The sequence below is a fragment of the Rothia sp. L_38 genome (assembly GCF_050689125.1).
Taxonomy (GTDB): domain Bacteria; phylum Actinomycetota; class Actinomycetes; order Actinomycetales; family Micrococcaceae; genus Rothia.
This window is the reverse complement of the sequence record NZ_JBOEQD010000023.1, coordinates 1-12,755: the sequence shown is the minus strand read 5'-3', so window position 1 is coordinate 12,755 and position 12,755 is coordinate 1. Positions and strand designations below refer to the sequence as shown.

At 57.6% G+C, this 12,755-nt stretch carries 12 protein-coding genes, 2 tRNA genes and 1 pseudogene; 12 read left to right on the top strand and 3 right to left on the bottom strand.

Going from position 1 to position 12,755, the window contains the following annotated elements; translation table 11 throughout:
* The 10 genes and pseudogenes from ACRCJM_RS11815 to ACRCJM_RS11770 form a co-directional block, all read left to right on the top strand.
* Nucleotides 1–363, top strand: a pseudogene (locus tag ACRCJM_RS11815) (sodium/glutamate symporter); the annotation flags it as partial.
* A 36-nt stretch (nt 364–399) separates the two neighbouring features.
* Nucleotides 400–762: a DUF6176 family protein gene (locus ACRCJM_RS11810; protein WP_431465067.1), complete on the top strand. Its 363-nt coding sequence runs from the start codon at nt 400–402 to the stop codon at nt 760–762.
* Between the two features lie 184 nt (nt 763–946).
* The gene (locus tag ACRCJM_RS11805) at nt 947–1,507 is read left to right on the top strand and encodes a GNAT family N-acetyltransferase (RefSeq protein ID WP_431465066.1); all 561 of its coding nucleotides are present in this window, start codon (nt 947–949) and stop codon (nt 1,505–1,507) included.
* 48 nt (nt 1,508–1,555) lie between these two features.
* On the top strand, nt 1,556–2,893 hold the full coding sequence (locus tag ACRCJM_RS11800) for a deoxyguanosinetriphosphate triphosphohydrolase (protein ID WP_431465065.1): 1,338 nt from the start codon (nt 1,556–1,558) through the stop codon (nt 2,891–2,893).
* A 43-nt stretch (nt 2,894–2,936) separates the two neighbouring features.
* Nucleotides 2,937–4,841, top strand: coding sequence for a DNA primase (gene dnaG / locus ACRCJM_RS11795; protein WP_431465064.1), 1,905 nt, complete (start codon nt 2,937–2,939; stop codon nt 4,839–4,841).
* Nucleotides 4,842–4,937: 96 nt separating this feature from the next.
* Nucleotides 4,938–5,010 (top strand) — tRNA-Asn (locus tag ACRCJM_RS11790).
* A gap of 215 nt (nt 5,011–5,225) precedes the next feature.
* Nucleotides 5,226–6,521, top strand: coding sequence for a M20 metallopeptidase family protein (locus ACRCJM_RS11785; protein ID WP_431465063.1), 1,296 nt, complete (start codon nt 5,226–5,228; stop codon nt 6,519–6,521).
* A gap of 120 nt (nt 6,522–6,641) precedes the next feature.
* Nucleotides 6,642–7,511 (top strand): phage holin family protein, encoded by an 870-nt coding sequence (locus ACRCJM_RS11780; RefSeq protein ID WP_431465062.1) that lies wholly within the window; start codon nt 6,642–6,644, stop codon nt 7,509–7,511.
* 207 nt (nt 7,512–7,718) lie between these two features.
* Entirely contained in the window at nt 7,719–8,933 is a 1,215-nt protein-coding gene (locus tag ACRCJM_RS11775) for a glycosyltransferase (RefSeq protein WP_431465061.1), read from the top strand.
* Between the two features lie 96 nt (nt 8,934–9,029).
* Nucleotides 9,030–9,103, top strand: a tRNA-Ile gene (locus ACRCJM_RS11770).
* Between the two features lie 91 nt (nt 9,104–9,194).
* Here the strand turns inward: ACRCJM_RS11770 and ACRCJM_RS11765 are convergent.
* Both ACRCJM_RS11765 and ACRCJM_RS11760 read right to left on the bottom strand, forming a co-directional pair.
* Nucleotides 9,195–10,355 (bottom strand): tyrosine-type recombinase/integrase, encoded by a 1,161-nt coding sequence (locus ACRCJM_RS11765; RefSeq protein ID WP_431465060.1) that lies wholly within the window; start codon nt 10,353–10,355, stop codon nt 9,195–9,197.
* Nucleotides 10,355–11,017, bottom strand: coding sequence for a helix-turn-helix transcriptional regulator (locus ACRCJM_RS11760; RefSeq protein ID WP_431465059.1), 663 nt, complete (start codon nt 11,015–11,017; stop codon nt 10,355–10,357). The genes ACRCJM_RS11765 and ACRCJM_RS11760 overlap by 1 nt, the downstream gene beginning before the upstream one ends.
* A gap of 119 nt (nt 11,018–11,136) precedes the next feature.
* Between ACRCJM_RS11760 and ACRCJM_RS11755 the strand changes: the two genes are divergently transcribed.
* On the top strand, nt 11,137–11,367 hold the full coding sequence (locus tag ACRCJM_RS11755) for a helix-turn-helix transcriptional regulator (protein WP_431465058.1): 231 nt from the start codon (nt 11,137–11,139) through the stop codon (nt 11,365–11,367).
* 277 nt (nt 11,368–11,644) lie between these two features.
* A complete protein-coding gene (locus ACRCJM_RS11750) occupies nt 11,645–12,163 on the top strand; it encodes a hypothetical protein (protein ID WP_431465057.1) in 519 nt (172 codons plus the stop codon).
* Between the two features lie 276 nt (nt 12,164–12,439).
* Here ACRCJM_RS11750 and ACRCJM_RS11745 read toward each other — a convergent pair.
* Nucleotides 12,440–12,755, bottom strand: a 316-nt coding sequence (locus ACRCJM_RS11745) for a transposase (RefSeq protein WP_431465056.1), incomplete at its 5' end; no start/stop codon positions are given.

Here is a 12,755-nt window from a genome sequence, read left to right as displayed (position 1 = left end):
TCAGTGGGTCTTGTTCTTCTGCTGGTACTCGGGCTGGTGCTGGCTCCTCGTGTGCTTGACCAGGGCTGGTTTGAGAAGCAAATTTTCACCTGGGGATGGGCTACAGGCGCTTTAGCTCAGGGCATTGCTCTATTGCGTATTGTTGACCCGAAACTTAAGTCTCGCACTCTCGAAGACTATGCCTTACTTTCAATTTTCAATCAGAATGAAATTCTGGCAGTTACCTTTATTCCTGCTTTGGTCGTTGCCGGTGCTTCATGGACTGTTGCCGGAATTTGGGGGCTTGTCACAGCGGTTGCTATTGTTGCGCTCTTTATGCTGGCGCGAGGCGGGCATAACGCACATTCGCGGATGAAGAGGTAATCATAAAGTCCAAAACGCCCTTGGTAGAATTACGGTATGCAGATTGAACTGACCCGGTTTCGGGTTAAACCTGGCAAACGGCGCAAGGTTGATGAGTGGATGTTTTTTCTCAACGAGAACATGGAGGCTGTCAAAGAAACACTAGAGCCTGAGCACATGTATGTTGAGACAATCTTTGCTGAAACACTCGACGGAACCGATTACCTGTACTGGTATTCGGTGCGTGGGGAGGCCGGCTTGGAACAGAAGGTTACTGAGTCTGAGCACTGGTTGGACGAAAAACACGTCGAGTACTGGCGTGAATGTATCGACCCTACGTACCCACCCCAAGATCTGTCGCCGCGTGTGCACATGTTGCCTGACCGCGTCCTGGCATCCATGAAGCCGCTGCCCCAGTAAACAGTGCTTACCAGAATCGCGCAGGGCCCACGAGCGGCGTGGGCCCTGCGCGATTCTTATGGGCACTGGGTTTGTGAAGGGTAGGGGTGGGCGGACGCTGCACCCCGCTTCCCTGCCTCTGGGCAGGAAGAGAGGAGGCGGCGTCCGCCCCACTGAGCTGGGTGCACCCTCTAGACTTAAAAACATGCACACCCATACCCTGAGCCCTGAAACCCCGGCTGATACCGCAGAAATTCGTGACCTGCTCCTGGCTGCCTTTGAGACCAGCTACGAGGCCGACCTGGTCGATGCCCTGCGCGGCAACCCCAACGCCTGGGAGCCGGGAATCTCCCTCACCGCCCGTGACGCCACCACCGGTGCCCTCGTCGGCTACGTTCTCATCAGTCGTTGCTGGGTAGGCTCCTGGCCCGCCTATGCCCTTGCGCCGCTGGCCGTCCACCCCGACTATCAGGGCAGGGGAGTGGGCACCGCCCTTACCTTTGAAGCGCTGGCGCGCGCACGCGCGTCCGCCCACATCAGCAATGCACCCACCAGCCTGCTGGTGCTCGGAGAACCCACCTACTACAGCCGCTTCGATTTCGTGCCGGCAGCCCGACACGGGGTGCGCGCAGTCATCGACGGAATCGAACCCACCGCCCTGGCAGAAGCCCTGCAACTCGTTAACCTCACCCCCGACTACCCGCCTATCTCAGGCGAGGTTACCTGGCCCGCCGAATACGGCCTCGACCAGGGCGATGACCTCTAAACTGGAATCCTAGGCCTAGATTGAACCGGCAGAGAAAAGACGAGAAACATGAGCAGCACCTTCACCCCCGAACAGGCCCCCACCCCCGGCTACAGCGCAGCGGACGCCGAACGCTGGGTTCCCGAACACCACAAGTTCGTCTACCGCTCACCCTTTGAACGCGACCGCGCTCGCGTGCTGCACTCCTCGGCCCTGCGCCGTCTCGGTGCCAAAACCCAGGTGGTTGATCCCGATACCGACGACTTCGTGCGTACCCGCCTGACCCACTCCCTGGAAGTTGCCCAGATTGGCCGCGAGCTGGGGCGTATGCTGGGCTGCGACCCCGATGTGGTCGATACCGCCTGCCTCTCCCACGACCTGGGCCACCCGCCCTTTGGGCACAACGGTGAAACAGCTCTCGACCGACTAGCAGCGGATGCCGGTGGTTTTGAAGGCAACGCCCAGACCCTGCGCCTGCTCACCCGGCTAGAACCCAAGGTGATTAGACACGACGGCGGGTCGGCGGGGCTGAACCTCACCCGGGCGTCCCTGGATGCAACCTGCAAGTACCCCTGGACTCGCGCTCAGGCCCCCGTCCGCACCGATGGTAAACCTAACCGCAAATTTGGTGTCTATGCCGATGACCTACCCGTCTTCGAGTGGCTCCGCGCCGGGGCCGCTGAAGCCGGTGCCGCACCGACTCAAAAGTGCATCGAAGCCCAGGTTATGGACCTTGCCGATGACATCTCATATTCTGTGCACGACGTCGAGGACGCCGTCTTCGGCGGGCACGTGCAGCTTGATGAGCTAAAAAATGCGGACGCCCGCCAGCAGGTTTTCGACAAAACCCGCCTCTGGTACCTGCCCGGGGTTGAGGACGCCACCCTCAATCAGGCCCTGACCCGGTTAGAGAACCTCAACCGCTGGGTTCCCTACATGCGAGGCACCCGCTCCTCGATGGCCTCCTTCAAGGCCCTGACCTCCAAACTCATTGGGCGTTTTGCTGCCAGTGCTATGCTGGCAACCCGCGATGTCTACGGGGATGAACCGCTCACCCGCTACCGGGCCCAGCTGGTCGTACCCGAAGAAACCGAACATGAAATCGCCGTGCTCAAGGGCATCGCTACCGCTTTCGTCATGGCTCCGCGCGACGCAGCAGCCGCCCAGACAACCGACGGGAACCAACAGGAAATCCTCGAATTTCTAGTCCACGCCCTCTTCGATAACCCCGGCTACCTCGACCCGGTTTTTGCCGCAGACCTGCAAGAACTTGGCCGTAACGATGACGCCGCCCGCCTGCGCCTGGTAATTGACCAGGTCGCCTGCCTGACCGACCGCTCCGCGGTCGCCCTCTTCAAACGAATCACAGGAACCCACTGGGCGGTTGGAGATAAACCGCTGTGGTAAGCCAAAACCCACCGGCTTGACGGCCCAGACTAAAATTGAACCCGTGGCAGGCTTAATCAAACGAGAAGACATTGACGAGGTGCGCTCCCGCACCGACATCCGCGAAATCATCGAAGGGTACGTAACCCTCAAATCCGCCGGCATCGGCTCTTTCAAGGGCCTGTGCCCCTTCCACGATGAACGCACCCCGAGCTTCCACGTGCGACCCCAGATGGGCACCTACCACTGCTTTGGCTGTGGCGAATCGGGCGATGTGATCAGTTTCCTCATGGAAATGGACCACACCTCCTTCACCGAAACCGTCGAAAAACTCGCTGCCCGCATCGGCTACGAGCTTCACTACGAGCAAGGAAGCGGCATGAGCCGCGAAGAGGTAGGACGCCGCCAACGCCTGCTCGATGCCCACAAAATCGCCGCAGAGTTCTTCCAAAAAAACCTCTACACCCCCGCCGCAGTGGAGGCTCAGAAGTTCTTAGGTGCCCGTGGCTTTGACCCGACTGCCACCCAAAAATTTGGGGTCGGCTTTGCCCCGCGCGGCTGGGACAACCTGCTCAAATACCTGATGAACAAGGGCTTCACCACTGAGGAGCTACGCGAGACAGGCATGTTCTCAGAAGGTCAGCGCGGCCTCTACGACCGCTTCCGCGGCCGCATCATCTGGCCCATTCGCAATATCACCGGCGAAACCATCGGCTTCGGCGCCCGCCGCCTCTTCGAAGACGACCAGGGCCCCAAATACCTCAACACCCCCGAAACCCCCCTCTATAAAAAATCACAGGTGCTCTACGGGCTAGATCTGGCCAAGCGCCCCATCGCCAAGAAGAAGCAGATTGTGGTGGTCGAGGGCTACACCGACGTCATGGCCGCCCAGCTGGCCGGAATCGACACCGCCGTAGCCACCTGCGGCACCGCCTTCGGCACCGACCACATCAAAATCGTCCGTCGTCTTATCTCCGACGACGGCACCGGCGGCGAAGTTATCTTCACCTTCGACGGGGATGCCGCCGGCCAGAAAGCAGCCCTGGCTGCTTTCTCAGAAGACCAGAGGTTCGTCGCCCAAACCTTCGTCGCCGTCGCCAAAGACGGCATGGACCCCTGCGACCTGCGCCTAGCCCGCGGGGACGCCGCCGTACGCTCCCTCATCGCCTCCCGGCGTCCGCTCTTCGAATTCGCCATCGACGCCACACTTGCCAACTACGACCTGGGAACCCTCGAAGGGCGCGTGCGCGGCATGCGCGCCATCGCCCCCATCATCGCCGGAATCAAGGACGCCGCCCTGCGCCCCGCCTACGTACGGCAAATATCCGGGCAGTTAGGGCTCGACGCAGCCGAAGTCCAACGAGCCGTGAGCGCCGCAGCAGCCAACCCACAAGCGTCCGCCAGCCAAAGAGCAGAGGCTGCAGAAGCCGAACGAGCCGCCCGCGCCGCTGCCGAAGAGACCCCCGCCCCCGCTGAGGATCCCTACGACCTACCCGACCTGCGTGACCCCGCAGCCCGCACTGAGCGCGAAGCCCTCGAAATCGTGCTGCAATACCCCCAATACCTCTCCCTCGAACAGTGGCAGGAACTCGCCACCGTACACTACCGCTACCGGGCCCACAGCGGCATCGCCCAAGGCATCATTGGAGCTGCCTCCACCATCGCCCCCGAACCCGGCGCAACCTGGGTCAATACTGTGCGAGCCCACGCACCCGAGCCCGTCCACCCCCTCATCGCAGAACTCACCGTCGCCCCCATCCCAGCCCGCACCGACGACCAACTGGTGCGCTACTCACAAGACATCCTCAACCGACTCTTCGAACAAGAAATCACCCGACAAAAATCAGACCTACTCATGCAGCTCCAACGCCTCTCACCCCAGAGCGATGCCCAAGCCTACCGAGACATCCAACAGCAACTCCTCACCCTCGAACTCCGCCGCCGCAGCAAAATGCAAGGCCAAGACTAGTGTGTGATTGAGGTAACTCATTCTCGATTTGCGCGCGACAAAAACTCTGTGTAGAGTTATTACTCGTTGCAGCGATGGAAACAAAGCGAACAACATTCCCCCGTAGCTCAATTGGCAGAGCATTCGACTGTTAATCGAAGGGTTACTGGTTCGAGTCCAGTCGGGGGAGCAAATAGAAAGCCCGGTCTTATGGCCGGGCTTTTTTGTATGCTTAGGCTCTCCATCTGTGGTACTGGCTGCCTTATGTGGTGACGCCACTGTTACATTTGGGAATCAATGCCACACTTGCTGAAGTCTTGTCTTCTGTTCACTCAGGGTGGTGGCTTTGCCTGAAGAGGCGTAGCATGTGAACTGTTCCATAGTTTATAGATGAAGGAATAAGAAATGTCTGACCAGCACCTTCTAAACGACCTCTACGCCACCGCCGCTCGAAACGAAAAAGACGTCATCACCTGGCGTCACCACCTTCACCAGCACCCAGAGCTTTCAAACCGCGAGACCAAAACAGCGGCTTACATTGTTGAACGCCTCAAGGATATGGGCTTCGCAGATACTGACATTCAGCAGAACATCGGCGGAACCGGAATCATCGCCACCCTGCGAGGGGGTGCCCCCTCAGAAAAGGCTGTTCTATTACGGGCGGACATGGACGGCCTGCCCGTTAAAGAAGAAACCGATCTGCCCTATGCCTCTGAAGCAGTAGATGAAAAATACCCCGGTGGTCCCTTCCCCGTTGCCCATGCCTGCGGTCACGACTGCCACGTCGCCATGCTGTTGGGCGCAGCGCGTGCCTTCACAGCGCATCGGGAGGAACTCGCCGGAACCATCTACTTCGTTTTCCAGCCAGCTGAAGAGGGTGCCCCCGTGGAAGAAGAGGGCGGCGCTGCCTACATGCTAGCTGATGAGGCTTTTGACTCACTCGACCCCCAGCCAACTCTGGCCTTTGGTATGCATGTGATTCCTGCACCAAGTGGCTATGTGGGATGGGCCTCGGGTGTGCAGCACGCTTCATCTGAAATGGTCAAGATAACTGTGTGCGGTGAGCAGGTGCACGGTTCATCGCCGTGGGCGGGGCGAGATCCGATGCCAGCGGCTGCGGACATCATCAGCGCCATGGGGCAAATCTACCGCCAGATAGATGCTAAAGACGCGTTTACTATTTCCATTGGACATGTTGAAGATCAGGGGCGTTTCAACATCATCGGCGAAAAAGTAACCCTCTGGGGCACCGTGCGCTGTCTAAAAGACGGACTGATGGACACCGTCAACACTAAGATTTCCCGTACAGCTACCCACATTGCAGAAGCCTATGACTGTACAGCTACCGTTGAGTTCTTGCAGCAAATTCCGGGTGTGGTTAACGCGCCCGAAACGGTTGAAGTCTTGCGCCCTGCTTTGGAAAGCGCAGCGGCAGACCCGGATCAGGTCTTTGCAGCGCCAGCGTCACTGGGGTACGACGACGTCTCTGAGTTCATTAACCGGTACACCGGTATGTATGCCCTGCTCGGTGTGCAGGACGTGAAGTTCGGCTCGGGTGCTATGCCAGAACCTGTTGATGGCGGGCGCGGTTTTGCTCCCAATCACTCACCGCGTTTCTACGCTAATGATGAAGCCCTCATCACGGGCGTCCGAATGCATCTTGCGGTTGCACTGGCCCATCTCGAAGCAGCGCAAGACTAAGAGCCAATAATCGCATCACAAATCGGGGCGCAGTCGCCACAAGCCCTTAAAAGCCGGTAAACTTACTATTTGGTACACGTAATACGCAAGCACGCTTATCGACATATAGAGAGGTGGCACATGACCACTCCCAACGACCTGAACGGCTCACGCCGAGCCCAGGGTCTGCGCGCTGGCTTCAACAACATCAAAGCTAGCGTTACGAACGTGGCTGACGCAGGCAAGGTGCTCACCAACCTGGCCCCTAAGCAGCTCAAAGACGAAATCCAGATTGCTAAGATTGAGGTCAAGGAGAAGGGCATCGCCCTGGGTAAGGGCGCCGCTGTTGCAGCAGTAGCCCTGGTCTTTGCCCTCTTCATGGCAATCGCCCTGGTTATCCTGGCCTACGTTGGCCTGGCAGCTATCATGCCCAACTGGGCGGCAGCCCTGGTTCTGTTCGTCCTCTTCCTGCTCCTGGCCGCTATTGCTGGCTTCGTGGGCTTCAAGATGATTAAGGCTCAGCTGCCCTTCAAGCCTGAATCAGCCATTTTCGGTCTGCTCTACGACCTGGGTGTTCTGAAGGAAGGCTCCGCCATGACCTCAAAGCGTCTCAAGCGCGAGCAGGCAGAGAAGGCAGAGGCCAAGAAGGCCGAGCAGAAGACCGACGACAAGAAGGACAGCGGCGAGCAGCAGACCCCCGCTACCCCTGCCCCCAGCAAGGAACAGCTCTTGCAGCGCACCAAACAGCGTCGAGAGCACCTCAAGACCCTGCGCGACGACATCGAGACCTACACACGCGACGTGCAGGCAGGCGCCCAGGGCCTAGTGCAGAACGCCAAGACCTCCGCAAAGAACGCTCCTGCTACCGCCGTTGACGGCGGTAAGAAGCTGGCCGCAAACGCCTCGAACCCCGAGACCCTGCAGGCCCACTGGAAGTCCTTTGCAACCCTGGCAGCTTCCCTGGGAGCCTTCTTCGTCTTCCTCGGCAAGCTCATTAGCCGCCGCAAGTAAGACCCGCCCTGCCTCAGATGAGGCGGCACAAGCGTCCTTGCGCTCACGCCCGCCCCGGCACCACTTGCCGGGGCGGGCTTTTTACTGCCCAGAGAAAGAGCGGACGCCGGGGGCAGGCGAACTCCGCTGCGCGGCTGATGCGCGGGCCCCAAAAACCCGGTAAGGTCAGTGGGGTACCGAACGAAGAGACCTCGAAAGGACCCCTGTATGGCTGATAAGCCTCTGACCGTCCTCATTGGCGCCGATACTTACCCGCCCGATATCAATGGGGCCGCTCAGTTCTCATCCCGTCTCGCCCACGCTCTGGCCGAACGCGGCCATACCGTGCACGTGATGGCTCCCAAGCAGGAGAAAGGCGTGACCAGCCGTCATACGGTGGACGGCATCGTGGAGCACCGTATGCGCTCCCACAAGGTGATTACTCACCCCTACATGCGCCTGAACTTTCCCTGGGAGATTTACGCTGAGGCTGATCGTCTGGTGCAGGAGATTCAGCCCGACGTTATTCATATTCAGTGCCATTACATCATTGGGCGGGTGCTGGCCCGTGTGGGTGCCAAGCGCGGTGTGCGCGTTGTTGCTACAAACCACGTGATGCCCGAAAACATCACCCCCTTCTTACCGTTCGGTAAGGCTGGTAATGAGCTGGTGGTTAAGACGTCGTGGGTTGATATGCGCCGGGTGCTCAACCGGGCTGCTGTGGTGACTACCCCCACCCAGATCGGTGCTGATGCTATGGAAAGCGCCGGTAAGTTCCGCCGGCCGGTTATGCCGGTATCAAACGGTATTCAAAGCTCTGATTATGAACTTGCCCCGGGCGAAGTGATCGATAAAGCTGCTGACGAGTTGAGTATTTTCTTTGCCGGGCGCCTGGCCGTAGAGAAGAATATCGATGTGCTCATTGAGGGTTTTTCGCTTCTTCCTGCTGAGTTAAGGCAGAAGACTGTACTTGAGATTGCTGGAACCGGCGAGATTCTTTCTGATTTGCAGGCCAAGGCCGCAGAATGCGGTGTGGCTGACCGGGTGCGTTTCTTGGGGTACGTGTCCGATGAGGAACTTCGCGCCGGTTACTTACGGGCCGACGTATTCTGCCAGCCCGGTACTGCCGAGCTGCAGTCGCTTGTGACCCTCGAAGCTATGAGCGCCTCAAAACCGGTGGTGTTAGCTAACGCCCTGGCTCTACCTCACCTGGTGGACCCGGGAAACAACGGTTACCTTTTTACACCGGGTGATACCGTTGAGCTGGCTGCTCGGCTAGCTGATATCTTGAGCTTGCCCGCTGAAGAGCGCAAGGCCATGGGGGAGTGCTCCCACCAGATGGTAGCCCGTCATGCCGCTGAGAAAACCTGGGAGACTTTCGAATCCCTCTATCGCTCCAATGAGCTCTACGACCAATTCTTAGCTCAAGGCCAGGCTAGATAGGTTCTGCCTCTCTTGCACGGACGTCCGTGGTTTGGCTTCATCTGCCCTTTTGGGTATTCTTAGAGACAGTGTCAGTTCGCTAGAACCTGGCGCTGTGGGGCCTTAGCTCAGCTGGTCAGAGCAGGGGACTCATAATCCCTTGGTCGCGGGTTCAAGCCCCGCAGGCCCTACAAAACAAGCCCCTCACCTGGTAAAACAGGTGAGGGGCTTCTTTTTTATAGGTCAGACGGGCACGTTTTGGGCACGTTTTCAGATTCTTACTTAAGACTGAACCTCACGCCCATACAGCTCCAAAATGGCTGTAGAGTCCGGGGCTAGTTCCTCACGTCTCACATAATGGCGTGCTGTGATTTCAGTGCCAGAATGTCCCAGCTGTAATGATGCTGTGGTGAGGTCAGCATTTTCGTTTAAGAATGTCGCCACCGTAGAACGGATATTGTGAGGGGTCACGCCTTCATAATCAGTTCCCTTAACCTGCTCCCGCCACTTACGGCGAAAATTGTTCGGGTCTTGAAGAGTGCCAGCAGTCGAGGGGAACACGAACATGTCAGGCTCTGCCCATGCCGTAGTGCGTGCGTGAGCCGGTATCTCAGTATCACGCCGCCTAATCAGCATCTGTGCAACGAACGGCGGGAGAATAGCCGCCCGCGCCCGCTTGTTCTTAGGGTGGTCTTGCCTGTAGTAGTGCCCATTCTCGTCACGGGTCAGGGTGCCGTTGATGCTTACTCTGACTTTGGAGGGGGCGGAAAAATCGAAGTCCCTCCACCGCAGGGCAAGCACTTCGCTAACACGGCACCCGGTGCCCAACATGATTTCCAAGACTTCCCGCACCTCACCAGTGAGCAGCCCCTTGAGCTTGAGCGCGTCCATATAGTCCAGAGCCTTTGTCTCTTTCTTCTTGGGCGGTGCGAGGGTCACATCTTTGACGGGGTTGCGGGGCGCTGCATCGTAGGCTGTGGCAACATCGAACATGCCCTTGAGAATGTTCTTGACCACCCGCGCCGTCTGCTGCCCGTTGTTGCGGCTTACGGCTTTGAGAAAGCTGGTGAGGGTGCCTACCGTGCATTCTCTAATTTTGAGTTGCCCGATGCCCGGGAGTATGAGCCGGTCTAGGTCATAGCGGTAGCGGTGTTGGGTGCTGGTTGCCTTGCCCTTGGTCTGGAACTCTTCCCACCAGATTTCTGCGAGGTCTTTAAGGGTGGAGTTGGGGGAGAGGTGGGCGGTTGCGCTGGCGTGGCGGCGTTCTGCTAGGTGGGTTTTGAGGTTGAGCATGGCGGCGTTTTTGGTGTGCCCGTTGCGTTTTACGGTGCGGGTTACGCCGTCATAGTCGCGGTATCGGGCGCGGGCTTGCCAGTGCCCGTTAGCCTGTTCGTAGTAGGTGATGTTGCCGTGTGTGCCCAGGGGGAGGGGAGCGCGTACCATTATGATTCTCTGCCTGATTCTGGAAGTAGCTTCAGGTAGTGTTCTGAATTTTTAATTTCAGCAACCAATTTTTTAAGGTCTGTGTTTTCGATTTCTTCGAGAGCTAAATCCAAACATCCCTTATGAGCGATTTCTAGGTATATTTCTATACCAGCGCTGACAAGTTCCATCAGGGACGTTCTGGTAACTGTTTTCAGGGCTTCTAAGCTTTCTAAATACGACTTAACAAGCACCCTGTTTACTGAAGCATCTAGAGCTGCATCACTTGGGAGAGCCGAGTCAACTATCTTTCTTAGGGCTAAATCTCTTGTTGCCAAGTATCGCCCAACCCCTGAGATTAGGTTATTGTTCGCTTCGTTCTGGAGGGAGCGCATATCGCGGAAGGCTTTGGCGGAATCAGCAAGCCCAGGTTGACTAATCATTTCCTCTACTGAAGTCTCGAAGATTTCGGCAATTACACGCGATTCGCCTAGTTTGAGCGTTCGCTCACCATTTTCTAGACGGGCAACGGTTGCTTGCCTGTATTCAGTTAGCCCTGCGTCCTGAAGTTCTTTGGCGAGCCTGTTTTGTGACCAACCTTTTTCTTTCCGCAGCTTGATGACTGACTCACGAAACGCGGCCTCATCACGCTCTGAGCTTGTAATTTCTGTGGTGGTATCCATGCTCAAATAATACACACACGATGAACCTGTTGTCAGGTATTGACATCACGAGAAATCGGGTGCAATGATTGATACATAGGCGTTGAAGCCTATACATAAATCAACATAAGGAGGTTTTGGTGACACTCACCCCTACATGCGGTTCCCCCGCGATTCCCGCCGGTGAACCTATCCTCGCTGATGCTGACCTCGCAGAGCGCTGGGGTAAATCGCTGCACACTATCCGCGTCCTACGCATGAAAGGCAACCTGCCCAAAGGCTTCCGTATTGGGCGCAGCTGGCGGTTCTACCTCTCAGATGTGCTCGCCTACGAGCGGGCGCAGATGCAGGACTCTCAGGGCGCTGCCTGATGCGTAGACCAGCCCCACCCCGCACCCGCGATTATTACGACTGGCTCCAAGCCAGCCCAACAGAAAGGAAAGCAAGACTCGAAGAGTACGAGGACAAAAAGAAGAGCGCCCACGGTGTCGAAAGTTTGCCGACTAGTCACACCGCGAGCGCTCGCAGAAACACCGGCTACAACAGCCGGTCACGAAACCAGAAAGCCCCCTACATGGTGGGCTTCCACCACCGAACAGACCGCTGGAAAATTGCGGCTCTGCTGATGATACAGAAAGAGGTTCACGTATGACCTACGATACCAGTTCAAAATCTTCCAAGGCTGACCTGATGGGGTACCGCCCCTATATCGACCAGGGCGACAACACCCTAGCTTTCTGGGAGCGCGGGGTACTTGAGGGGGAAACCGTCACCGCGAGCATCACCCGGAAACTGGGTGCAGCGGAACCAGAATACTACGTTGCTGCCGGTCTGAATGCTGGCACCGTGGAGGACGTGCGCGAGCTTGTCGCCCTGCTGACTGAATGGTTACGCACAGAGGTTGAAGCGAAACCAGAAATAGGTGTGGTTCTTCCAGAGTCCTTAGAAGATGCCGTAGCTGTGGGGGCGGTTGAGCTGCTGCACTACGTCCCCAAGGGGCAGGGTGACAGACCTGCGTTATGCGGTGATACGGGGGCACAGGGGTGGAGCTTTAACCGTGCTCAACAGCTGCAAGCCCCTAGCTCGAATACCGCGACTGCTGTTTGCCCTGACTGTAAAACTGCTTTTGACGCGCTGCCGTCCGGTGATGTTCAGGAGGTGCTCTAATGCCGGTTGCTGATGCTTATGCTGCCCGTTGGTTCCGTGAGGTGAAGATTGTGGCTCTTGAGAAGTTGCTGAGCGGTGAACCGCTCACCGCTGACCACCTGCACACCGTGGGCTTGGAGCCGCCGACCCGGTTTTATTGGGGTGCGGTGATGCGCCAGCCAGAGATTAAGGCGGTAGCTCGCCCTGCTTTTGATGGTTGGGTTCAGTCCCCTCGTACTGGTGGGGTGATATGTACTGGCTTTCGGTCACACTCACCACCCAATAGATTCACATACTTTACGCAACATCGACTAACGCACCATCAACCACCTCCTGCGGAGTCCGATAACCAAGAGACGCATGCAACCGCCGCTGATTCCACCAATTCACCCAACCCGCCGTGGCAGCCTCCAACTGAGCAACCGAACCAAAGAACCGGCCACGCACCAGCTCAGCCTTATAAGCCCCATTCACCGACTCAGCCAGAGCATTATCGTATGAATCTCCAGTAGATCCTACAGACAACTGAACACCCAGCTGGATCAGCTCACGCGTGTAATCATCAGCAACATACTGTGAGCCGCGGTCTGAGTGATGCACCACCTGAGTTAAG